Annotated in this window: 20 protein-coding genes; 9 read left to right on the top strand and 11 right to left on the bottom strand. The window is 63.5% G+C overall.

The window, feature by feature from the left end:
- Positions 1 to 21: 21 nt before the first annotated feature.
- The gene (locus ACFQ2F_RS05690; protein WP_379087001.1) at positions 22 to 507 is read right to left on the bottom strand and encodes a YajQ family cyclic di-GMP-binding protein; all 486 of its coding nucleotides are present in this window, start codon (positions 505 to 507) and stop codon (positions 22 to 24) included.
- Positions 508 to 633: 126 nt separating this feature from the next.
- A complete protein-coding gene (locus ACFQ2F_RS05685) occupies positions 634 to 1,035 on the bottom strand; it encodes a flagellar export protein FliJ (protein WP_379086998.1) in 402 nt (133 codons plus the stop codon).
- Between the two features lie 478 nt (positions 1,036 to 1,513).
- On the opposite strand from ACFQ2F_RS05685, the gene ctrA reads away from it, so the two are divergent.
- Positions 1,514 to 2,212, top strand: coding sequence for a response regulator transcription factor CtrA (ctrA, locus tag ACFQ2F_RS05680; protein WP_379086995.1), 699 nt, complete (start codon positions 1,514 to 1,516; stop codon positions 2,210 to 2,212).
- Positions 2,213 to 2,311: 99 nt separating this feature from the next.
- Here the strand turns inward: ctrA and ACFQ2F_RS05675 are convergent, their stop codons facing one another.
- The 6 genes from ACFQ2F_RS05675 to chpT all read right to left on the bottom strand — a co-directional run bounded on the left by ACFQ2F_RS05675 (position 2,312) and on the right by chpT (position 8,811).
- On the bottom strand, positions 2,312 to 3,274 hold the full coding sequence (locus tag ACFQ2F_RS05675) for a CheR family methyltransferase (RefSeq protein WP_379086992.1): 963 nt from the start codon (positions 3,272 to 3,274) through the stop codon (positions 2,312 to 2,314).
- A complete protein-coding gene (gene cheB / locus ACFQ2F_RS05670; RefSeq protein WP_379086989.1) occupies positions 3,271 to 4,443 on the bottom strand; it encodes a chemotaxis-specific protein-glutamate methyltransferase CheB in 1,173 nt (390 codons plus the stop codon). The genes ACFQ2F_RS05675 and cheB overlap by 4 nt, the downstream gene beginning before the upstream one ends.
- Positions 4,443 to 4,808 carry a response regulator gene (locus tag ACFQ2F_RS05665; RefSeq protein WP_379086986.1) on the bottom strand — a complete coding sequence of 122 codons (366 nt, stop codon included), beginning with the start codon at positions 4,806 to 4,808 and terminating at the stop codon, positions 4,443 to 4,445. Before ACFQ2F_RS05665 ends, cheB begins: the two co-directional genes overlap by 1 nt.
- Positions 4,809 to 4,849: 41 nt before the next feature.
- Positions 4,850 to 5,326 (bottom strand): chemotaxis protein CheW, encoded by a 477-nt coding sequence (locus tag ACFQ2F_RS05660; RefSeq protein WP_379086983.1) that lies wholly within the window; start codon positions 5,324 to 5,326, stop codon positions 4,850 to 4,852.
- Positions 5,323 to 8,055, bottom strand: a complete 2,733-nt coding sequence (locus ACFQ2F_RS05655) for a hybrid sensor histidine kinase/response regulator (RefSeq protein ID WP_379086980.1) — start codon at positions 8,053 to 8,055, stop codon at positions 5,323 to 5,325. The genes ACFQ2F_RS05660 and ACFQ2F_RS05655 overlap by 4 nt, the downstream gene beginning before the upstream one ends.
- A gap of 129 nt (positions 8,056 to 8,184) precedes the next feature.
- The gene (gene chpT / locus ACFQ2F_RS05650; RefSeq protein ID WP_379086977.1) at positions 8,185 to 8,811 is read right to left on the bottom strand and encodes a histidine phosphotransferase ChpT; all 627 of its coding nucleotides are present in this window, start codon (positions 8,809 to 8,811) and stop codon (positions 8,185 to 8,187) included.
- Between the two features lie 172 nt (positions 8,812 to 8,983).
- Between chpT and cysQ the strand changes: the two genes are divergently transcribed.
- From cysQ to ACFQ2F_RS05610, 8 genes are all read left to right on the top strand, one after another.
- Positions 8,984 to 9,790 carry a 3'(2'),5'-bisphosphate nucleotidase CysQ gene (gene cysQ, locus ACFQ2F_RS05645; protein WP_379086974.1) on the top strand — a complete coding sequence of 269 codons (807 nt, stop codon included), beginning with the start codon at positions 8,984 to 8,986 and terminating at the stop codon, positions 9,788 to 9,790.
- Positions 9,791 to 9,966: 176 nt separating this feature from the next.
- Positions 9,967 to 10,875, top strand: a complete 909-nt coding sequence (locus ACFQ2F_RS05640; RefSeq protein ID WP_379086971.1) for a DUF1134 domain-containing protein — start codon at positions 9,967 to 9,969, stop codon at positions 10,873 to 10,875.
- A 109-nt stretch (positions 10,876 to 10,984) separates the two neighbouring features.
- Entirely contained in the window at positions 10,985 to 12,253 is a 1,269-nt protein-coding gene (locus ACFQ2F_RS05635; RefSeq protein WP_379086968.1) for a hypothetical protein, read from the top strand.
- Positions 12,254 to 12,414: 161 nt separating this feature from the next.
- The gene (locus ACFQ2F_RS05630; protein WP_379086965.1) at positions 12,415 to 14,391 is read left to right on the top strand and encodes an OmpA family protein; all 1,977 of its coding nucleotides are present in this window, start codon (positions 12,415 to 12,417) and stop codon (positions 14,389 to 14,391) included.
- Positions 14,392 to 14,506: 115 nt separating this feature from the next.
- Entirely contained in the window at positions 14,507 to 15,037 is a 531-nt protein-coding gene (locus ACFQ2F_RS05625; RefSeq protein WP_379086962.1) for a CreA family protein, read from the top strand.
- A complete protein-coding gene (gene xth, locus ACFQ2F_RS05620) occupies positions 15,034 to 15,807 on the top strand; it encodes an exodeoxyribonuclease III (RefSeq protein WP_379086960.1) in 774 nt (257 codons plus the stop codon). Before ACFQ2F_RS05625 ends, xth begins: the two co-directional genes overlap by 4 nt.
- 92 nt (positions 15,808 to 15,899) lie before the next feature.
- A complete protein-coding gene (locus tag ACFQ2F_RS05615; RefSeq protein WP_379086957.1) occupies positions 15,900 to 16,736 on the top strand; it encodes a DUF4396 domain-containing protein in 837 nt (278 codons plus the stop codon).
- Between the two features lie 92 nt (positions 16,737 to 16,828).
- Positions 16,829 to 17,647: a DUF1206 domain-containing protein gene (locus ACFQ2F_RS05610; RefSeq protein WP_379086954.1), complete on the top strand. Its 819-nt coding sequence runs from the start codon at positions 16,829 to 16,831 to the stop codon at positions 17,645 to 17,647.
- A 26-nt stretch (positions 17,648 to 17,673) separates the two neighbouring features.
- Here the strand turns inward: ACFQ2F_RS05610 and folD are convergent, their stop codons facing one another.
- From folD to ACFQ2F_RS05595, 3 genes are all read right to left on the bottom strand, one after another.
- Positions 17,674 to 18,585 (bottom strand): bifunctional methylenetetrahydrofolate dehydrogenase/methenyltetrahydrofolate cyclohydrolase FolD, encoded by a 912-nt coding sequence (folD, locus tag ACFQ2F_RS05605; protein ID WP_379086951.1) that lies wholly within the window; start codon positions 18,583 to 18,585, stop codon positions 17,674 to 17,676.
- A 274-nt stretch (positions 18,586 to 18,859) separates the two neighbouring features.
- Positions 18,860 to 19,537, bottom strand: coding sequence for an ion channel (locus ACFQ2F_RS05600; protein WP_379086948.1), 678 nt, complete (start codon positions 19,535 to 19,537; stop codon positions 18,860 to 18,862).
- A gap of 106 nt (positions 19,538 to 19,643) precedes the next feature.
- The gene (locus ACFQ2F_RS05595) at positions 19,644 to 21,104 is read right to left on the bottom strand and encodes a DUF1254 domain-containing protein (RefSeq protein WP_379086945.1); all 1,461 of its coding nucleotides are present in this window, start codon (positions 21,102 to 21,104) and stop codon (positions 19,644 to 19,646) included.
- Position 21,105: the final 1 nt, after the last annotated feature.

Here is a 21,105-nt window from a genome sequence, read left to right as displayed (position 1 = left end):
GCGCGCAATCTCTATCCCCCGTCAGTCCCGGAAATTCTCATATTGCAGCGGCTGCTCGATGGACAGCTCTTTTAGAAAGGCGATCACGGCCTGAAGGTCGTCCCGCTTCTTGCCGGTGACGCGCAACTCGTCGCCCTGGATCGCTGCCTGGACCTTGAGCTTCTGGGCTTTGATCTCCTTGACCAGCTTCTTGGCGAGTTCCTTGTCGATCCCCTGGCGGATTACCGCCGTCTGGCGCACCGACTGACCCGCCGCCTTTTCCGCCGTCTTGTACTCGATGCAGCCCGCATCGATCTGCCGGCGCGCCAAATGTCCCTGCAGCAGCTCGTGCATCTGCTTCAGCTTCAGGTCGTCGTCGGCGTTGATAACGATCTCGTCGCCCTTGCGCTCGATGGAGGCCGAAGCGCCTTTGAAATCGTAGCGCTGCTCCATCTCGCGGCTCATATTGGCGAGCGCGTTATCGACCTCTGAGAGATCGGTCTTCGAAACGATGTCGAAAGACGGCATGCCGCCCTCCGTGTTGTTGGTGGGATGCGCCCTGACGCGCGAAGGCCGCCCGTCAGCGCGCCGGGCGGCCTATGATTTCACGGCTGATCGCCGTCTTCAATGCGCGAGAAGCGCGAAACAAAAAGCTTAGCTGGCGACCCGATGCTGTCCCGGGTGTTCCAGATTGGAACGATCGCTTTCGGCAGCTTCGCCCCGACCGCGGTCGCGCTCTTCCAGCATGCCGACCCGCTTCAGCTCTTCTTCCGCCTCGGCAAGCCGTTCCTGGGCCTGCTTCAGCTTCTCTTCTAGATCGCGCGAGGAATTGATCAGATTATCGCGCCGTTCCACAGCCGCCTTGGCGAAGGTGGGATAGGCGTAGTGATTGACATCCGTCACTCCGGCCCGCTCTTGCTCGATCGCAATCTGCCGGTCGAGATCGGCGGCCATCTGCCGAAAATCGGCGATCATGGCCTCGATGTCCTCCACCGTCTGGCGTTTTTCGTCGACTTCGAAACGCTTCAGGCGGATCAGTGCGTCCCGTGACTTCATGACTCAGTACCTCAACAACTTCGAACGCTTTATTGGGCACGGTTCAAATAACGTGCCACCATTTTGAAACACTCTAAAAAGCGAACATCCTCATGGGGCGGCTGGCGCGGCATGCGCCGACGAAAAACACTCTCGTTTCAAAAGGTCCCCCGCTTTCCTGCGCCGAGCATCGATCCCTCGCCGCATTGAAAAACCCGAAGAGGTTGCGGCACTTACCGCTTCCCTCGTCCCGGACGTCCCCCGATAAAGAGCAGTATGCCAAAGAGCACTTAAACGCCGGTAAACCATACCTGAGGCATTTAAAGTTCCGGCCTAACGATTGAGGCAGCGCCACGGTCAGAGAATTAACTCACCCCTAACAGGTTAGTTTTTGTTAACTATTGGGGGCTAATTTCTTGATTCGAGTTAACCATTCGCGTTTCACAGGGTTTGCGACCCCGAGAAGCAAACCTGAAATTTCGACGACCGGGGGATCAGAATGAGGGTGCTTCTAATCGAGGACGACAGCGCGACCGCCCAGAGCATCGAGCTGATGCTGCAGTCGGACGGCTTTAACGTCTACACGACTGACTACGGCGAAGAAGGTGTCGACCTCGGAAAACTCTACGACTACGACATTATACTTCTGGACCTGAACCTGCCCGACATGAGCGGCTATGAGGTTCTTAAGACCCTTCGGGTCGCCAAGGTTCAGACGCCGATCCTTATCTTGTCGGGACTTGCCGGCATCGAGGATAAGGTTCGCGGTCTCGGCTTCGGCGCCGACGACTACATGACCAAGCCTTTCCACAAGGATGAGTTGGTGGCCCGGATCCACGCCGTGGTACGCCGCTCCAAGGGCCACGCCCAATCGGTCATTACCACCGGCGGCCTGCGCGTCAATCTCGACACCAAGACCGTCGATGTGAATGGCCAGCGGGTGCATCTGACCGGCAAGGAATACCAGATGCTGGAGCTTCTCTCGCTCCGGAAGGGCACCACCCTCACCAAGGAGATGTTCCTCAATCATCTCTATGGCGGCATGGACGAGCCCGAGCTGAAGATCATCGACGTGTTCATCTGCAAGCTGCGCAAGAAGCTGGCGGCTGCGACCGGCGGCAAGCACTACATCGAAACGGTGTGGGGCCGCGGCTACGTGCTTCGGAACGCCGAAGAGGAATCCGAAGTCGCCGCGTAACAACGACTTTTCAGACTTACTCAGCACCGAGAAGCGCCTCCGGACCGAAAATCTGGGGGCGTTTTTCTTTTCAAGATTCCAATAGCTTATTGCGGATGATTAACGCCCGACGGCGGCAATCGCCGGTCCGGCAGCGGAATCTCCGGCCGAACGCGATGAAGTCGAAGAGCTCGGAGCCGACGCGGTCGACGAATCTGCCGCCCCCGCCCCACTCGATTTCCCCTCATTTTCCGCAGAAACCGGACGAAAAACGCCCGGGCACGGGGTCTCCAGAGAGGTGAACCCGTCGCAGAGGCCGAGCACGCTCTCCGTCGCGCCGAGCAGCAGATACCCATCCGCCCGCACCTGTTGAGCGAGCCTCGACAGCACTTGACGCTTCGTCGTTTCGTCGAAATATATCAACACGTTACGGCAGAATACGACGTCAAACACGCCGTGCCGCATGCTGTTATGCATCAGGTTCTGATGCCGGAAGTGCACCCGCTCGCGGATCTCCGGGGCAAGTTCCCACCCATCGGCCACCCGCTTGAAGTCCTTCACCAGCAGCGTCACGGGCAGGCCGCGCTGCACTTCGAACTGGCTGTAGACCCCGCGCCCTGCCGTCAGCAGGGCCTCTTCGGAGAAATCCGTGGCGAGGATTTCAAGCTCCCACCCTTCCAGGCGGTCGGCCATATCGGCAAGCAGCATGGCGACCGAGTATGGTTCCTGACCCGTGGAGCAACCCGCACACCAGATACGCAAGCGCCGGCTTGCCTTTCGAGCCTCGATCAGCGAGGGCAAGACCTGATCCTCGAAGCAGTCGAAGACCGATTTGTCCCGGAAGAAATAGGTCTCCTGAACCGCGACGCATTCGGCGAGCCGCCATTTGAGGCTTTCGCCGTCGCTGCGGGCCATGGCGCCACACAGGGCCGGCACCGAATCGAGCTGGTATTCCTTCAGCACGCGCTTCAGCCGCGACTGCAGCAACTCCTTCCGATCCTCGGTGAGGCTGACACCGGTGCATTCCTTCACCGCATGGGCGAGGAACTTGAACTCTTGCGGGGTCATCGGCGTCAGCATCATGGCCGCTCCATCTCGAAAAGACCGACCGTGACCTCGGCCAACTGCTCCGGCGTTCCTTCGCCGGCGGCGTATCCGGCGGTGGAGACCGCACCCGGCATGCCCCAGACGACGCTCGAGGCCTGATCCTGAGCGATAACGCTGCCGCCGGCCTTCGAGATCGCCCCGGCGCCTTCCATACCGTCCGATCCCATCCCGGTCAGAACGACGCCGAGGACGGCCGGCCCGTAAACATCGACCAGGCTTTCGAACAGCAAATCGACAGAGGGGCGGTAATACCGCACCGGCGGCGCATCGCTAATCGCAATGGTCGGCGGCTTGGACGGGGCGAGGGTCATATGGCGATCGCCGGGCGCCAGATAGATATGGCCAGGCTTGATCGGCTCGCCGTCCATGCCCTCCTTCGCCGACATGCCTGTGGCGATGGCAAGCCGTGCCGCAAGGGTGCGCGTGAATTCCGCCGGCATATGCTGGGCGATCAGCACAGGGGCCCGCCGGATGGCAGGCGCAAGCGGGGTGAGGAAACGCAGCAGGGCCTCCGGCCCGCCGGTCGAGCTGCCCACCCCGATCACCCGCGGCACCACCATGGAGAACGGCTTTCGGACCACGGGCATGGCCGGTCCATCGCCGAAGCCCAGCGCCGCCCGGTTGGTGTCCAGCTTGGCTTGGCGCGGCCGGCGCACAGGCCGCGGCTCCGGCGGCCGGCAGATTGCCTCGATCCGCTTCAGGAGAGCCCGGCGGAATTCCTGGCCATCACAGTTCTGGCCAGAGGCGCTGGGCTTGCTCACATAATCGACCGCGCCTTTCGCCAGCGCATCCAGAGCCACGCCGGCATTGTTCTTGGTGAGGGCGGAGACCACCAGCACCTTGGCCGACGGGCAGATTTTCAGAAGCGTCGGCAGCGCTTCCAGACCGCCCATCTCGGGCATCTCCAGATCGAGCAGAACCACGTCCGGGCAGCGCCGACCGATCGTGGCGACCGCCTCACTTCCCGAAGAGGCGATGCCGGCCAACTCCAGGCCGGGCGCTTCACCGATCCAGCGGGTCAGCAGCCAGCACATGAGATGGGAATCGTCGACCACCATCACCCGAATGGGGCGGTCCGACTCTCTCTCCCCAGCCCCCTCGCGGAGGCCCATGGACGGGAGCTTGGTGGCCGGCGCATCCGACATCAGATCAGGCCCACCTCGTGAAACTTCGCCTCGATGATGTCCCGGTCGAAGGGCTTCATGATGTACTCGTTGGCGCCGGCCGAGATAGCGCGTGTGATGTGACTGACGTCGTTCTCCGTCGTGCAGAAGATCACCATCGGCCTGTCGCCGTTCGGCTCGCGGCGCAGCGCCACCAGAAACGCGATGCCGTCCATGACCGGCATGTTCCAATCGAGCAGCACGGCGTCGGGCATGGAGACCCGGCACTGATCGAGCGCCTCCTGGCCATTCTCCGCCTCCGACGCCTTAAAGTTCATATCCTCAAGAATCCTGCAGGCGACCTTCCGGATTACCGGACTGTCGTCCACCACCAGGCAATGTTTCATCAGCCCCTCTAATTATTGTGGCCGCTCCAACCAAGCGCGCCTCAAGCTGCCTCTTTCAATTTCTCCGCATTCAGCAGGCTCTCGATGTCGAGCACCACCATGACCCCCTCTTCAAGGCGATGCATGCCTGCACAAACCTCCGACCAGCTCGAAGCGAGATTGATCGGATTGGCTTCGAAGCTCTCCGCAGCCGGACGCAGCACGTTGCCGATCCGGTCCGCGATCAATCCATAGACTTCCTGTCCGCGCTCGATCCCGATAGCGACGCAAGGCGCGTCGGCCTCCCGCGCCGGCAGTCCCAGCCGGCGGCGGAGATCGATTGCGGTCACCACCCGGCCGCGCAGGCTGAGCAGCCCTGCCACGGACGGCGGCGCCATGGGCACGCGGCAAATTCCTTTCGGCACGAACACGTCCCGCACTTGGGTGAGCGCGACACCGAACAGCTGATCGCCCACCATGGCGGTCACGTAGCCTTCTTCGGCCCGGCGCCGGATCTGGTCACTCATCTGTTGGTTCATGCAGCGGCCTCCCAGCGCGAGCAGCACGTCTCGAGCGCATCCATCAGCTTCTGCCGGTCGAACTTACCGACATAGTCGGCGAAGCCCGCCGCCCGGGTCCGGGCGATAAGCCGGGCCGAGGTATGGGACGACAACGCGATCATCGGCGTCTCCGCCCATGCCCGGTCCGCCTTCACCTTCTCGGCGAAGGCGATCCCGTCGAGATCGGGCATCTCCAGATCGCTGATGATCACATTGAAGAGCTGCCCCTCCTCCTTCAACTCGAGCGCCTCGTGAGCGGAAGCGGCAAGCGTCACGTCATAGCCGTTGGCGGAAAGCAGCGGGGCGAGCATGTTGCGGAAGAACTGGCTGTCGTCGACCAGCAAGACCCTCTGGGTCCGGCTGCCTTCGGTCTCCTTCACCAGGATCCGATGACCGAGCCCTTCGCCGACATAGCGGGAGACATCCACCACCTCGACCACCTCTCCATGGACCAGACACGCTCCCAATACGCCGGGCGCGTTGGAATGGATTTCCATGGAGATCTTCTCCTCCACGATATCGACGATCTCATCGATGGCGAGGCCGACATTGCGGCCCTCCTCGCTGAACACGAGGATCGGCTGCAGATCTTCGCCGGACCGCTTTTTAACGCCCTCCATGAAAAGCACCGGCATGAGGCCGTCGCGATAGCGCAGGACGTAGCCCTCGTCGCAAAGCTCCAGCTGCGACGCCGGAATCTCCTCAAGCCGCGTCACCAGGGAGAGCGGCACCGCCTTGCGCGAGGACGAGCCGGCCATGAAGAGCAGGAGCGGAAGCTTCTCTTCTTCCTCCGGCTTCGCCTCCACCTCGACAGGCGCCGCAAGGCTGTCCACGCGGATCTCGTCCACCCCGGCGAGATGGGCCAGAGCCGTCGGATCGATGATCATGATAACGCTGCCGTCGCCCAGGATCGTGTTGCCGGAGAAAACCGTCAGATTGCGCAGCAGGCTCGCCTTGGGCTTGACCACGATCTCTTCGGTTCGCAACACGTCATCGACGATGATGCCGAAGATCCGCGACCCGAGCTCCACCACGGCCACAGTGGTCATACCGCTTTCGAAGCGTTCCGGCGCGCGGGCCTCGGCACCGCGCTCGCCGAGCAGTTCGGCGAGATCGAAGACCGGGACCAGCTTGCCGCGCAGCCTAAGCTGGGGCGCGTCGTTGACCATCTCGATCCGGTAGTCGGAGCCGGCATGGGCCCGCACCACCTCCACGACGTTGTGCTGCGGGAGGGCGAAGCGCAGATCCTCACTCTCCACGATGAGCGCCGCGGTGATTGCGAGCGTCAACGGAATCCGCATGACGAAGACGCTGCCGCGGGCGCTGCTCGATTTCAGCTCCACGGTGCCGCCGATCAGCTCGATATCGCTGCGCACCACGTCGAGACCGACGCCGCGGCCCGAAACATCGGTGACCTCGGCCGCCGTGGAGAAACCCGGCCGGAAGACGAATTGCTGAAGCTCCGAGTCCGTAAGCTGGTCGAGCTCGGCTGCCGTGGCGAGCCCCTTCTCCAGGCACTTGTCGCGGATGGCGCGCGCATTCAGCCCGCGGCCGTCATCGGCGATCTCGATCACGATATGCCCACCTTCGGAGAAGGCTCTGAGCCGGATCATCCCCTGCTCCGGCTTACCGGCCGCCTGCCGTTCGGCCCGAGATTCGATGCCATGGTCGGCTGCGTTGCGGATCAGATGGGTCAGCGGATCGCGCACGAACTCCAGCACCTGCCGGTCGAGCTCCACATCTCCGCCTTCGCTGATCAGCTTGATCGGCTTATCGAGAGAAAGCGACAGCTCGCGCACCAGGCGCGGAAGCTTCTGCCAGCTTTTCGAGATCGGCAGCATGCGAGCTTTCATAATGCCGCGCTGCAACTCGTTCGTGACGTTGGAAAGCCGGTGGAGCGGCGCCTTGAAGCCGGTCTCGTCCGTCCGGCGCGCCACATCCATCAATTGGTTCCGGGTGAGCACCAGCTCGCTCACCGTGGTCATCAGATGCTCCAGCGTGTCGACCCGCACCCGGACCATCTGGATCATGTCGGGATTTGCGTCGCCCGCGGGCTTTTCGGATTTCGGCTGAGACTCCTCAGACGCGTCGGCCTCGGCGAGAACATCGGTCTCCTTAGCCGCCTCCGGCTCCTCCGAGGGTGTTTCCTCCGGGGCATCTGCCGTTTCAGCCGTTTCAGGCTCGGGCGCGGCATTGAAGAACGCCCTGGGCTTGGGCGGTTCGGGCAGGCCTTCCGGCGCGACGGATCTCCTCGGGCCCTTCTCCCAATTCTGCGCAGGCTGGGAGGTCGCCGCGGTAGAGGTCTCCGCATGCTCTTCGGGCCCGACATCCAGCGCCGCCATATCTTTCAGCGCTTCGAGACGGTCGATCAGATCCGCATCGTCTCCCGGCGGCTCTTTTCCCTCTTCGAGCCCTCTCAGGATTTCCTTGATCCGGTCCAGGCAGGCCAGCACGACACTGACGCCCTCGACCGTCACCGCCTCGCCCTCGCGATATTCGCCGAGCCGCGATTCCGTGGCGTGGGCGATCGCCGACAGACGATCGAGGCCGAAGAAGCCGCACGTCCCCTTGATGGTATGCACCAGGCGGAAGATCTTGTTGAGAATCTCCTGATTGTTCGGCTCGCGTTCGAAGCGCAATAGCTCCGTGTCGAGCCGCTCGAGATTCTCGTCCGTCTCCGCCAGGAATTCCCCTAAGAGCTCATCCATACCTTCAACCCAGCACGCCCGGCATCCCGCATCGTTGCGCACCGGTTCGAAGCCGGCAGTATGACGTACTGAGGTTTACGCTTCGTTGAGCAAGAGGCTCGAGATGGCGGATTCCCGCCATTCCCGCGCCTAGCTGGCGGTGATCACCACCTCTTCGGGGCGATTGTCGACGGCGATCGTCATGCCGATGGAATCTGCCAGCCGCCGGGCGAAATAAGGCAGGATGGAATGGGCATCGAGCCCCTCGGTGGGTCCGTCGGGAGCGAGTAGCGCCTTCATCTCGTCTTTCAGGCCGGCCGCCTTGCCCTGGCCGCGGATCTCGAACCGTGTGGCCTGATCGTTGATATGGACATCCAGCGTGCCGCCCCGCGGCAGGGCGACGACGCCGAGCGAGACCATGTTGAGCAGCAGCTTCACCTTGTTCTTCGCCAGCGTCGCGAGCGGTCCCGTCCAGGTAAGCTCATGCTTTCCTTGCACGAAATCGCGCGAGACCTTCTCCGCATCGCGCAGATCGATCTCCGCGCCGGCCGACCCGGCCGCACCGAAGGCGAGCCTTGCGAATTGCAGCTTGGCCGAGGCCGTCGCGGCGCTCTTGGTGATGAGTTCCATGGCATGCTCGCGCATCTCCGGATCGGATTCTTCGCTCAGGACCTCAAGCCCGTTGGCGATCGCGCCCACCGGGCTGATGACGTCGTGGCAGATCCGGCTGGAGATCAGCGCCGTAAGGTCGATATCGGGAATCGGCTGTTCGCTCATGGTGTCCTAATGGCCTCCTCTTCGGTGTCGCAGGACACGGAAATGTCGCCCCGGCCGGGGAAACTCTGGTAAAGGGAAACGGCTCCCTAGCGCCGCTGCGAGAGACCGAATCACCTAATCCGGTCTATCTTGCCTTCCCGGCCCCATCAGCCACAACACGCGATAGGATCCTATGAAAAGCTTCGACTCCGAGCGCGCCTGCGAAATGCTTCTCGTCGCCAACCGCCAAGCCGGCGCGGCGATCATGCGGCACTACCACAGCGATGCAGGTTTCGAGCGAAAGAGCGATGACAGCCCGGTGACCCTGGCGGACAAGGAGTCCGAAGCAGTCCTGCTTGCGGTCCTGCGGGAAATCGATCCCGAGATCCCCATCGTGTCGGAGGAATCGGCCCATGAGCTCGACAGGGATCGCGGCGATCAGTTCTTCCTCGTCGATCCGCTCGACGGCACCAAGGAGTTCATCAAGCGGCGCACGGATTTCACTGTCAACGTCGCGCTGATCGAGGATGGCGTACCCGTCTTCGGCATGGTCTATGCGCCGGCCCGCAAGGAGATCGCCTTCACCATCGCCGAGCACCGCGCGGTTGCCGCGAGCCTCGATCCCGACATCGAAGCCGAGCAGCAGACCCTGGATGCCCACCCCATCTCCGTGCGCGATGTCCCGGCCGAGGGCATCACCGCCATGGTCAGCGCCTCCCATTTCGACGAGGCGACCGAGGATTTCCTGAAAGATCTCCCCATCGCCGAGCGCCACAGTGCCGGCTCGTCCCTCAAGTTCATCCAACTGGCCGAGGGCAAGGCGGATCTCTATCCCCGCTTCGGCCCCACCATGGAATGGGATACCGCCGCGGCCGACGCCGTGCTCCGCGCCGCTGGCGGCAGCGTGGTCACCATCGACGGCAATCCGCTGCGCTACGGCAAATGGGACAGCGGGCTCAAGAACCCCGCCTTTATCGCCTGGGGCCGCAAACCGGCTTGAGGCAAATCACGCGCAAGTCACGCTAAGGATTGCGTGCGTGCAAGCCCAACTGGTAACCCGCCATTAACCACAGCCACAGTTTGGTACCAGTTAGGACCGAACATAGCGCGACTTGTCACAGCGCAGCCGAGCAGGGTTCTGAAGATACGGCGGCTGCGCTCAGCATAACGAGACCCATGCAGCTCAAACGGCTTGCCATCCCCGTCATCGCGGCACTGATGCTGTTGCCGCTGCCGTCGCAGATCCAGGCGCAGACTGCGCCGGGCGCCCAGTCGCCGCTGCGTCTGGCCCAGGCCGGCGGGCCGACCAATATCGACCCGAGCCAGGGCGCCACGCCCCGCGCCTACGGACAGCCCAGCCCCGAGCAGGAGCAAGGCTACGACCGCGGCTACGACACCTACCCGGATCAGAACACGTACCAAGGCGGCAACACCTATCAGGGTGGCGATACCTACCAGGGCGGCAACAGCTACGATCAGGGCAACACCTACAACAACAACGACACCTACGGCCGAAGCTATGACGACGGGCCGGGCCGTCCCTATGAACCCGTGCCGCCTAGCGGTCCTCAGCAAAATTACGTGCCGCCGGAGGCGCAGGATGACGGCTTCTCCGTCAGCGAGATCACCGAGGCCGGCCACCGCTTCTTCGGAACCGTCTCCCACGACCTCGCCAAGGTCATCGAATACGCCTTCAAGAGCCGCGGCCGGCCTAACGGCTATATCCTTGGCGAAGAGGCGGGCGGCGCCTTCGTCGCGGGCCTGCGCTATGGCGAAGGCACCCTCTACACCAAGGATGCGGGCGCCCATCAGGTGTTCTGGCAAGGACCGTCCGTCGGGTACGATTTCGGCGGCGAGGGCTCCAAGACCATGGTGCTGGTCTATGACCTGCGCGATCCCAACCAGATCTATCAGAAGTTCGCCGGCGTCGACGGCTCCGCCTATCTCATCGGCGGTGTGGGCATCACCTTCCTGACCAAGGACAACATCGTGCTCGCGCCGATCCGGTCGGGCGTCGGCCTCAGGTTGGGGGCGAATATCGGCTATCTGAAATATACCCGCCAACCCACCTGGAATCCGTTCTAGATTGGCGGTAATGAAGCAGGTGCGGCCCGCGGATTTGCGGCGCGGGTCAGCCTCGCCAGCCCGAGACCGCCTGAGGTAAAACATCCCCCATGTGGGAGTGCATGGCCCGATGATCGAAGCGATACTATATGGGGCGTTGGGCTTCTTCCTCGCCGGCCTGATCGCGGTGCTCTTCGTGCCTGCGTTATGGAATCGGGCCGCCCGCATCACGCGGCGTCAGCTCGAAGACACCCTCCCCATGACCTCGGCCGAGATTCAGGCCGACAAGGACCGCCAGCGGGCCGAGTTCGCGACCGAGCTGCGCCAGCTCGAAACCGAACTTGAGAAGGCCAAGGCGAAGGCGGTCCGCGAACTGGTGGAAACCAGCAAGCGACGGGTGCGTATCAACGAGCTCGAAGGCGAGCTGTCCGAGCTGAAGGCCAAGCTGGACGAGACGGAAAGCGCCAAGCAGGCGCTGGAGCAAACCCTGAGCCGCGGCCTCCCCCAGATGGAGGAGGAGCTTCAGACCGCCCGTGAGGCGATGGCCGATATCAAGAAGACCGACGAGGAGCTGCGCTTCCGCTACGCCCGCGACAGGGAAGCGTTGCGCGCCGCCCAAGCGACGGTGAAGCGCCAGGCCGAAGACATCCGGAATCTTCGCGCCGCGCTGGAATCGGGGGAATCTCCGGTCCGAGGTCTCTTCGGCCGTTCCGACACGGCGCTCGCCAAGGAAAACCGGGTTCTCCTGGCGCGGCTGTCGGCGCTGGAGGAAGAGCTGGCCATGGCCCGCCACTTCGACAGCGAGAACTATCTGCTCCGCGAGGAGATGCGGAACCTGTCCATGCAGATCCTGCGCGCCGCACAAGGCGAGGATGCGCCTCTCCCTGAGCTGATCCCTGAGGAGCCGCCGGAAGGCATCGAAGAATACCGCGCCGCCTCGGAAGCCTTCGAGCAGGAAGCCCCTGCCCTCTCGCCTGCGCAGGAGAATGCACCGGCGCCGGACCAGGCATCCGCACAGCCTTCCCCTGAGCTCAAGGCAGACCCCGAGCGCGCTCCCAGTGCCGAAAAATCCGGATTCGGAAGCCGCCTGCGGGAGAAGCTGGCCGGCCAGCCCAAAGCGTCTGCCGACAAGAACACTTCCGGGGATAAGAAGACCTCCGCAGACAGGAAATCCGCCGATAAGGTTTCTTCCGAAAAGCCAGCCGCCAACGGCGAAGCTCAAAACCAGTCGGAGAGCGGTTCCACGGGCGACTCGAAGGGCAAGCCCAGCTCCTTGTCCGAGCGCATGGCCGCACGCCGCGGCAAGACCGTGGAATCGGCGACATCAGGCAAAAGGCCAGGGGCCGGCAATCGGCACAAGGCTGAGGCCCCGGAGCCTGTCGGCAGCGAGCAGGGCTAAGCCCGGCCATTCTTGGGTCTGAGACCGCATTGTCCTGAAAACTCAGGAACCTTCCCCGCCTCACTCGAATTTTAGTCAAAGTCCGGTGCAAAGACTCACCGGCTCGATCGGGGGCATTTGCCGAGGGTTACGCCCCCCAATGAGGAAACCCCATGTATTTCATGAGACTATCTCTCGTGGCCTTCGCGAGCCTGTTGCTCGCCCCTGCAGCGCTTGCTGCCGGAGGGATCGCCGCGACCAGAAATGACGATGTGCGCCGTGACGATCTGCTGCGCCTTGCCCAGCTCGATGGCGACCCTGCCGAGGCCAGGAAAAAGCTGAACCAGCAGAGCCAGCCGAAGAAGAAGGCCGATAAGCCACAGCCGGCCCCCAAGCCGCAAGCCAAGCCTCAGGCAAAGCAGAAGCCTCAGCCGGCTCCCAAGCCCAAGGCGCAGGCGAAGCCAAAGCCCCAGCCGGCCCCGAAGTCCAAGGCGGAAGCCAAGCCGAAACCGGCTCCGAAGCCGAAGGCAGAGGTCAAACCAAAGCCCAAGCCGGCTCCAAAGCCGAAGGCCGAGGCAAAACCCAAACCGAAGCCTGTACCAAAGCCCCAGCGCTCCGTGCAGCAGGTGGCGCCCTCATTGGCTCCGGCTACTGAAGACGCCAAGCCTGAACCTGCCCCTATTCCGGAGCCGGCCAAGGAAGAGCCCAAGCCTGAACCGAAGCCCGAGCCTATTCCCGAGCCGGTCAAAGAAGAGCCCAAGCCTGAGCCTGAGCCGAAGCCCGAACCTATTCCCGAGCCGGCTAAGGAAGAGCCCAAGCCCGCGCCGGAGAAGCCCGAGGCGGAGACCGCTGAACCTGCGCCCGCGCCGGTGAAGCCGGACGCCGAGTCTCAGCCGAACAAGTCCCAGCCGAAGAAGGCCGGCCAGAAGCCGGCCGCGAAGGACGCTCAGAGGACGCAGCAGAGGCAGCAGAGCAAGCCTTCCGCGACCCAGCAGCAATCCATCAGCCCCCAGCGCAGCCGTGACGGAAGCCGCGATGGCGACCGCACGCGTCAGGGGACTCGCGATGGATCCCGTGACGGATCTCGCACCGGAACCCGGGATGGCGATCGCAATCGTCAGGGCTCGCGCACGGGCGACCGGGATCGCGACCGCCGCGAGGTCGAACGGCGGCACCGTGACCGGGACAAACGTCATCCCCCGCGCTACAGCGACTATCGGAGGGACTGGCACCGTGATGACCATCGCTATCGCCGCGGTCCGGACCGGGATGAGTTCTCCAGCAAGGACATGCTGACGGGTCTCGCCATCGGTGCGGTGATCGGTGCGACCGCACCCGTCCTGTTCGACAACGGCCAGCGCCAGTTCGTCGAGGATGACGGCCGGGTCTATGTCTACGGCAACGACCGGGAGCGCTTTAACGTCTATGGCGACGGCTACACGGAGCGCCTGTCCGGCGGCCGGACCCGCGAGATCTATCGCCGGCCCGACGGCACGGAGATCATCACCGTGCGCGCCCCCGACGGCTATATCCTGACCCGGACGCGCCGCTATCCCAACGGCCAGGAGATCATCCTGATCGACGACGTCCGTCGCGGTCCGCCCCCGCCGGTCGTGCTTGGCCCCGTGCAGTATGCCGGCCCGCGCGACCAGTACGTGGTGGATTACGGCGACGCGTCTCGCGACCGGATCTACGACGCCCTCATGGCCCAGCCCGTGGAGCGCCTGCCCCGGACCTATACGCTCGAGGAGGTGCGGGAATATCCGCGCATCCGCGAGCGCATGCCGCGGGTCGATATCAGCACCGTGACCTTCGACACGGACTCCTCCGTGATCGAGGAGAGCCAGGTGCCGGAGATCGAATATCTCGCCGATATCCTCAACGAGATCCTGGAGGAGAACCCGGACGAGGTCTTCATGATCGAAGGCCACACGGACGCCACGGGACCCGATCTCTACAACCTTGCCCTATCCGACCGGCGGGCCGAGTCGGTGGCCATCGTGCTCTCCGACTATTACGGCATCCCGCCGGAGAACCTGGTGACCCAAGGCTATGGCGAGGAGTATCTGGAGGTGCCGACCGAAGGGCCTGAACGGCGCAACCGCCGCGTGACGGTCCGGCGGATCACCCCGCTGATCCGCTCTGCCCAAGCGCAGTAAGGATCGGACCAGAAACGACAAAGGCCGGTGCGTTTGATGCGCGCCGGCCTTTTTTATTGCCGCCATCCGGCTTCGGCCTTACCTCCGAGGCGCGGAAGTGAGCGAGGAGGAAAGAATGAAACGTCTCGGTGTTGCGGTCGCGTTTTGCGCAAGCCTGATCTGCACCCTGTTGGCGGCCGGCCATGCCCGGGCCGACGATCTCGAATGCGTCGACACCACCTGGCGGTTCTTCTCGCCCGATGACAAGGTCTGCGTCTCCAGCTTCGAGGACCCGGATGTGCCGGGCGTCGCCTGCTTCATCTCGCAAGCTCGCAAAGGCGGCTGGGGCCAGCCCTTCGGCCTCAACGAGGACCCGTCCAACTTCTCCGTCGCCTGCCGCCAGCTCGGCCCCATCGATGTCGACATCTCCAAGCTGCCGGAGCGCGAGCAGGCCTTCACCTCGAAGACCAGCATCTTCTTCAAGAAGACGCGCATCTACCGCATCCCCGACGTCGCCCATAACTCGATCGTCTATCTCGCGGTGAGCTCGAAGATCATCGACGGCTCGCCGGCCAACGCGGTGAGCGTCGTCCCCATCCTGCCCTGGCCGGAAGCGGACACGGCGAAGGACGGCAAAGACAACAAGCCCTCGCCCAAGGCCGAATGAAGATCGCCACCTTCAACGTCAACGGCATCAATGGGCGGCTCCCGATCCTGCTCCGCTGGCTGAAGGAATCAAAGCCCAACATCGTCTGCCTGCAGGAGCTGAAGGCGCCCCAGGACAAGTTCCCGGAGGAGGCCATTGAAAAGGCCGGCTATCACGCCATCTGGTACGGACAGCCGCGCTGGAACGGCGTCGCGATCCTGAGCCGTGGCGCTGAACCGGTGGAGACCGCACGCGCGCTTCCCGGCGATCCCAAAGACGATCAGAGCCGCTATATCGAGGCGGCCATCGACGGCATCCTCGTCGCCTGCCTCTATCTGCCCAACGGCAACCCGGCACCGGGGCCGAAATTCGACTACAAGCTGAAATGGTTCGAGCGGCTGACAGCCCACGCCAAGGACTTGCTGGAGTCCGGCGCACCAGTCGTGCTCGCCGGTGACTTCAACGTCATGCCGACCGAGCTCGACGTCTACGCGCCGGAACGCTGGGAGGACGACGCCCTCTTCCGGCCCGAGGTGCGCGAAGCGTTTGCGAACTTGCGCGACCAAGGCTGGACCGACGCCATCAGGAAGCTCCACCCGAAAGAGCGCATCTACACCTTCTGGAAATACTGGCGGAACGCGTTTCAGCGCGATGCCGGTCTTCGCATTGACCACTTTCTCCTGAGCCCCGCCCTCGCCAAGCGCCTCAAAGCCGCCGGCGTCGACCGGGACGCGCGAAGCTGGGAGAAGTCGTCCGACCACGCCCCCGTCTGGATCCAGCTGAAGGACTAGGCGCAGTCTCACACCGCAAGGTTGCAGCAACATAATTGCGCTAGTCTTCTTCCCTTCGGCCCCGAAAGCGGGCGGCACCGAGGGGACGTTTCATGCTTATCGACGGCGTCATGCTGCTCTGGTTCATCCTGACGGCGCTTTCGGTCGTGTTCGTCGCCATCGACATCCGCACCACGCCGGAGAAACCGGTGATGAAATGGGCCTTCGTCCTCTTCACCGTCTATTCCGGCCCCTTCGGCGCCTTCCTCTACGTGCTGGGCTGCCGGGAGCCCCTGCCCGGCCTGCACGAGAAATACGTCGCCGCCCGTTGGCGCCAAGCGCTCGGCTCCACCATGCATTGCGCCGCCGGCGACGGGATCGGCATCCTGGTCGGCGCTGTCATCGGGGCGTTGGTCGCGCTCCCCATGGCCGCCGACATGGTGCTGGAGTACATGCTGGGCTTCGCCTTCGGCTGGACCATCTTCCAGGCGCTCTTCATGGGCGGCATGTTCGGCTCCTACTGGCAGGCCATGAAGGGCACCTTCACCTCAGAGCTGCTCTCCATGAATTGCCTCATGGGCGGCATGTTTCCGGTCTCGGCCCTCGCCTTCGCAGGCGACGAAGCCTCCCACAATCCGGCCGAGCCGCTCTTCTGGTTCCGCATGTCCCTGGCCCTCATGGTCGGCGCGCTGGCCGCCTACCCCATGAACTACTGGCTGGTCGTCCACCACCTGAAGCACGGCATGATGACCGTGCGCAGGAAGGATCCGGCGATGGAGGGCATGGATATGTCATCCGATGCCGACATGCAGAAGAAGATGAAGATGGCGGCCGAGACGGGCTCCGTGATCCATCATCCCGAACCGCCCGTCTGGGTGATGACGCTTATCTCCTTTGGCGTGCTGTTCGCCGGTACGGCCATCGCCCTGATCTTCGGCACCGGCCACTAGACGAGCGCCAAACGGAACCCTGCCCCTGACGCCATGGTTGTTTTCGCTGACGGCCGCCATTTCACGAGCGGCCCGAGGGAGGCAACGACTTCATGGACGCTTCGGACGCGAAACCAAGCAACATGCTGGAGACCATGGCGCGGCTCGGCTATAGCGCCCGCGGTCTCACCTATCTGATGGTCGGTGGGCTCGCCGCGCTTGCCGCTATGGGGAGCGGCGGCGACGTGACCGGCAGCAAGGGCGCGCTGCAATCCTTCCTGTCCCAGCCCATGGGCTGGGTGTTTCTAGGGATCGTCGGTGTGGGGCTTCTCTTCTTCGCCGCCTGGCGCATCCTGCAGGCCACCACCGATGCCGATTGCGGCGACATGTCGGGCTCCAAGGCCGTCACCAAGCGCGCCATTTGCGTCGTCAGCGGCCTGGTCTATTTCGGCCTGGGCTGGTGGGCGATCACCCTCGCCCTTGGGTTTGCCAGCGGCGGCAGCGGCGATTCCGGCGCAAAGGGCTGGACCGCCTGGCTCCTAAGCCAACCCTTCGGCCCATGGCTGGTGGCGGCCGCCGGAATCACCATCGCAGGCGTGGGCGTGCGCTATGCCTGGAAAGCCTTCAACGAAGATTTCAGCGAGGACCTCCGCGGCGAGCCGAGCGCCTGGCTCGGCACACTGGGCACAGTGGGTTACGCCGCGCGCAGCATCGTCTTCGTGCTGATCGGGATCTTTCTCATGGTCGCCGGCTACCAGTCCGACCCGTCCAACGCCGAAGGGCTGGGCGGCGCCCTGCGCAGCCTGCAGGAGCAGCCCTATGGTTGGATCCTGCTCGGTCTCACAGCCCTCGGCCTCGCCGCCTTCGGCGCCTTCAACCTCTCCCGCGGCATCTACGGCAAGATCCACATGTCGGAGCCAGATCTGGCGTAGCGGCGCTGGCTACGCCTAACCCGGACCTATGCCGGCTCGGGCTCGCCGACCGTCTCCGCCTGTCCCTTTTCCCGCTGAAAATGACGCTCTGCCGACTTCACCGTATTGGCCAACAGCATGGTGACGGTCATGGGGCCGACGCCGCCGGGCACCGGCGTCAGCAATGACGCCCGCTCCTTCACGGTGTCGAAGTCGCAATCCCCCACCAGCCTGCCATCGGGCAGACGGTTGATACCCACATCGACCACTACGGCCCCGCGCTTCACCATGGGCCCGACCACGAGGTTCGGGCAGCCGGCCGCGAGGATGAGGATGTCGGCCAGGATGGTGTACTGGGCGAGGTCGCGGGTCTTGATGTGGCAGATGGAGACCGTTGCCTCCCGCTGCATCAGCATCAGCGCCATGGGTTTGCCCACGATGTTGCTGGCCCCCACGACCACGGCGTTCTTGCCGGAAACGTCGACGCCTGCCGCATCCAGCAGCAGCATGACGCCATGGGGCGTGCAGGGCGGAAAGACGGTATCGCCGATCACCAGCCCGCCGACATTGTAGAGATGGAAGCCGTCGACATCCTTCTCCACGCTGATCGCGCCGAGCACCGGCGCCAAGGCGATATGCTCCGGCAGGGGCAGCTGCACCAAAATGCCGTGGACGTCCGGCGCCGAAGAAAGCTCCCGCACCGTGGCGATCACCTCCGCCTGGCTGACGTCTTCGGGAAAGACGTATTGCCGAGAATCGATCCCTGCCTCTTCGCAGGCGCGCACCTTGCGCCCGACATAGACGATCGAGGCGGGATCCTCGCCGACTCGGATCACCGCAAGTGTCGGCCGCCACCCAGCCGCCGCCACGAGCTTGTCGACCCGCGCCTTCAGCCCGCCGCGGATCTTCGCCGCGATCGCATTCCCATCGATGATCTCCGCCGTGTCTTGCACCGTCATTCAAACAAATCCTTCGCGTTTGAGGGTGCCCTTCCGGGCGGGATCGTCTCAAACCGCGAATCCGAGGGCAAGCCGCAGGCCGAACCCGTCCGCCACGGATCTCAACGAGACCGCAATGGGAAAAACCGTTCAGTTTGAATGCGATAGACCGGCTTCGCGCGCTTCCGAGAACGCAATGAAGCGCTCTACCCCGTTCGGGATATTACCGAATTGTCGGACGGAGTTTGAGGTGACGCCTCGATGGGCGCCCTTTGCAAATCGTCCGCGCGAACGCCTAGATCCGCCTATCCTCGATCTCAAGCGTCACGATCCGCGCCAGCAGGGTGGCTGGATAGAGCTGTCCGAACATGGCTTCCAGGAGCACGATGCTGCGCGCGATCGGGTGCAGCGCGGTGATGTCGCCGGACCCAATCCCCGTCAACGCACCGAAGCTGAAATAAATCAGCACGTCGGCGAGGTTCGCGCTGTCGCTCACGACGAAGCCCGAGAACGCCTTGTCCGACGCAGCCCCGATGAAGGCAAAGACGGCCGCGAAGCCGAGCCCCACCGCCAGGTAGAGCAGAACCGCGCCGACGACCCGGTGATAGGTCACCCGCCCCGGGCCGAACACCGTGCGCCCGACCTCCAAAATCAGCGCGAGGCTCAGGAGCAGCCACGCAGCGGCATCGAGATACACGTCCAGCATGGAGGGCTGTATGAGCCGGTGGATCGCCGCGAAGCCTGCGAGCAGGATGGCGGCAATCAGGGCCCAGATCGCATAGCGCTTTCCTGTCAGGAGAAGCACCGCGCCCGTCAACACGGCGACAAGCGCGAATCCCGCTTCTTGTGCGCCCGGGATCCGCTCCGCGCGCAGCGGTGCGAGCACGAAGAGCAGCAAGCAGAGCATGATGGTGAGCGCGGTCAGCGTTGGATCGCGCCATCGCTCCCGCAGCTCGGTTAGCTTCTGATCCATCTCCAGCCCCCAGGCGATCAAATCGACTTTCTTCTTCGCCGAGATAGAGACAAGAGCAAAATGGGGTGCTGCCTGTTTCAAAGCAGCACCCCGTCGTCATTGCAGGCTATTCGGCCTTGGTCACTGGCGGAGGATTCCACTTGCCCGTCAGCGCCGCCGATTTCGGTGCATAGAGGCGCATGGTCAGGTTGAACGGCCCTTTCGGTGCCGGCAGCCAGTTCGCTTCCTTGTCCTTGCCCGGACTCTCGTTCTGGAAGTACAGGTCGAGAGAGCCGTCCTCGTTGAACGCAAACGGCATCCAGCTGGAAACCGCGAACCGGTTAAGTGAATTCTCGACCTGATACCCCTTCGGGCCATAGAGCGTGATGGACCAGAAGGCGTCCGCAGGCGGGATTTCGTCCTTGTCGAAATGGATGGTGTAATTATTGGCGCCGTCGAGCGGCTTGCCATCCTTGTCGCCGATGTTCAGCGGATAGATGGCATCTTCCGGCTGATTTGCACCCAGACCGACCTGGGTGACGATGGCGCGCTTGAGATAGTAGTTCCCATAGACGCCCATCGTATCGGTGTTCATCGACCACTGGTTCTCGACCTCGGCCAGCCGCGGAGTCTTCCAAGCCATCAGCTCTTGGGCCGCTTTCGGCGCTTGCTCGATAGCCTTCTTGACCACGGGATCGGCGTCCTCGAAGTCGAAGCTCTCGCCCCGCTCGATACCGAGACGCTCCATGCGAGACAGGATCGCCTGATCGGTGAAGTGCGGCGGATGCAGCTTCAGCAGCTCGGCTGCGTAGGTGAAGAAAGCATCGCCGGACATCGTGTCGACCTGGATCTTCGGCGGGGTCTTCATGTCGACGTCGGGATCGATCTTCGCCGGGCTGGGCTTCCAGTCCTTATTGCGCATCTCGGACAGAGGCTTCAGCGTCAACGCGTCTTGGATCTTGTGGACGGCGTCGTAGTCCGAAGGACCGTCGGTCTTGATGCGGCCGATGATCCAAGCGTAGGGCGTCGGCGCATCGATACGCAGAGTCCCTTCCGGCAGTTCCAGCTTCTCGGCCAGGTTGTCTCGCAGATCGGGCCGCCAGCCGGGCGGCGCAATCAGATAGGTCTGCGCGCCCGTCCCCGTGGTCCGCCAGCCCGGCGAGACGAACACGTCGGTCCACATGTCGAGAATGGGCATTAGATAATAGCGCCCGCCCGTATCGGGCACCGAAACGACCAGCGGCCCATCGGTGAGATCCAGCCACGCAGACGAATACAGCGTGTCGAAGTTCGGCCGCACCACGGTTTTCATCTCGGCTGTGGGATAGGCAGGAACGTTCACGAACACGTTTGCCGGTCCCTTGAAGTCGCCGACCTTGTCGACATTCGTCGACTGCAGACGGGTCAGGTCCATGGTCACGAGGGAATAGAGATAGAGATAGGCTTCCGTCGCAATGGCGTTGGCGTCGTCCTGGGTCAGGGCCTTCGCCGGGGTGACGGTCATGGCGCCTGAGATGATGGCGACCGCAATGACGGCGGGCGCGACCGCGTTTCGGAGCGCCCGGAATGTGTAGTCGATACCAAGCATG

This window comes from Methyloligella solikamskensis (assembly GCF_042676065.1).
GTDB classification, from domain to species: Bacteria; Pseudomonadota; Alphaproteobacteria; order Rhizobiales; family Methyloligellaceae; genus Methyloligella; species Methyloligella solikamskensis.
This window is presented reverse-complemented; position numbering and strand designations above follow the sequence as displayed.

Bases quoted from the DNA above. Each gene is read 5' to 3' on its own strand.
- ACFQ2F_RS05690 (WP_379087001.1), bottom strand. From the start codon at position 507: ATGCCGTCTTTCGACATCGTTTCGAAGACCGATCTCTCAGAGGTCGAT.
- ACFQ2F_RS05685 (WP_379086998.1), bottom strand. From the start codon at position 1,035: ATGAAGTCACGGGACGCACTGATCCGCCTGAAGCGTTTCGAAGTCGAC.
- ctrA (WP_379086995.1), top strand. From the start codon at position 1,514: ATGAGGGTGCTTCTAATCGAGGACGACAGCGCGACCGCCCAGAGCATC.
- ACFQ2F_RS05675 (WP_379086992.1), bottom strand. From the start codon at position 3,274: ATGATGCTGACGCCGATGACCCCGCAAGAGTTCAAGTTCCTCGCCCAT.
- cheB (WP_379086989.1), bottom strand. From the start codon at position 4,443: ATGTCGGATGCGCCGGCCACCAAGCTCCCGTCCATGGGCCTCCGCGAG.
- ACFQ2F_RS05665 (WP_379086986.1), bottom strand. From the start codon at position 4,808: ATGAAACATTGCCTGGTGGTGGACGACAGTCCGGTAATCCGGAAGGTC.
- ACFQ2F_RS05660 (WP_379086983.1), bottom strand. From the start codon at position 5,326: ATGAACCAACAGATGAGTGACCAGATCCGGCGCCGGGCCGAAGAAGGC.
- ACFQ2F_RS05655 (WP_379086980.1), bottom strand. From the start codon at position 8,055: ATGGATGAGCTCTTAGGGGAATTCCTGGCGGAGACGGACGAGAATCTC.
- chpT (WP_379086977.1), bottom strand. From the start codon at position 8,811: ATGAGCGAACAGCCGATTCCCGATATCGACCTTACGGCGCTGATCTCC.
- cysQ (WP_379086974.1), top strand. From the start codon at position 8,984: ATGAAAAGCTTCGACTCCGAGCGCGCCTGCGAAATGCTTCTCGTCGCC.
- ACFQ2F_RS05640 (WP_379086971.1), top strand. From the start codon at position 9,967: ATGCAGCTCAAACGGCTTGCCATCCCCGTCATCGCGGCACTGATGCTG.
- ACFQ2F_RS05635 (WP_379086968.1), top strand. From the start codon at position 10,985: ATGATCGAAGCGATACTATATGGGGCGTTGGGCTTCTTCCTCGCCGGC.
- ACFQ2F_RS05630 (WP_379086965.1), top strand. From the start codon at position 12,415: ATGAGACTATCTCTCGTGGCCTTCGCGAGCCTGTTGCTCGCCCCTGCA.
- ACFQ2F_RS05625 (WP_379086962.1), top strand. From the start codon at position 14,507: ATGAAACGTCTCGGTGTTGCGGTCGCGTTTTGCGCAAGCCTGATCTGC.
- xth (WP_379086960.1), top strand. From the start codon at position 15,034: ATGAAGATCGCCACCTTCAACGTCAACGGCATCAATGGGCGGCTCCCG.
- ACFQ2F_RS05615 (WP_379086957.1), top strand. From the start codon at position 15,900: ATGCTTATCGACGGCGTCATGCTGCTCTGGTTCATCCTGACGGCGCTT.
- ACFQ2F_RS05610 (WP_379086954.1), top strand. From the start codon at position 16,829: ATGGACGCTTCGGACGCGAAACCAAGCAACATGCTGGAGACCATGGCG.
- folD (WP_379086951.1), bottom strand. From the start codon at position 18,585: ATGACGGTGCAAGACACGGCGGAGATCATCGATGGGAATGCGATCGCG.
- ACFQ2F_RS05600 (WP_379086948.1), bottom strand. From the start codon at position 19,537: ATGGATCAGAAGCTAACCGAGCTGCGGGAGCGATGGCGCGATCCAACG.
- ACFQ2F_RS05595 (WP_379086945.1), bottom strand. From the start codon at position 21,104: ATGCTTGGTATCGACTACACATTCCGGGCGCTCCGAAACGCGGTCGCG.